We start from the raw sequence: 399 nt of genomic DNA, 5'->3' as shown, positions 1-399 counted from the left end.
GCATGCAACCGCTCGATCGCATTGTGGTGCGCACACTGCGCCATTGGTTCGGCAACGACCTGATACATCTGCTCTTCCCCGGTTGTGCATTGATCAGATCGTTCGCTGCGATCGGGCGCTATGAGGATAAGCCGGCGACCCACGGGGTTCGATACCTCCTGAACGCACGCTTTTGAGGTGTTGGGTTCTCAATCAATCCAAGTATCCCGACAACTAATACCACATCTCATTGATCAGAACCCATGTGCCCACTGGCGCAGTCCGATGGACATGATTTTCCAAGGGCGGTCGACGAGCGTATTCCAAGCAAAGCAGCAGTGATCGACGATATCGTCGTAGGATTTGAAGACGCTGGTTCGAGAGCCAGTTGTCGCGCATATATTGCCAGATATTTTCGAC

General features: G+C 53.1%; 1 pseudogene. It reads right to left on the bottom strand.

Annotation, left to right across the window (positions count from 1 at the left end):
- Nucleotides 1-233: 233 nt before the first annotated feature.
- Nucleotides 234-399 (bottom strand): annotated as a pseudogene (locus tag CVM73_RS38920) (IS630 family transposase); the annotation flags it as partial.

The organism is Bradyrhizobium forestalis, from assembly GCF_002795245.1.
GTDB classification, from domain to species: Bacteria; Pseudomonadota; Alphaproteobacteria; order Rhizobiales; family Xanthobacteraceae; genus Bradyrhizobium; species Bradyrhizobium forestalis.
Note: the sequence above shows the minus strand (reverse complement) of the source record. Positions and strands in the feature narration are given on the sequence as shown.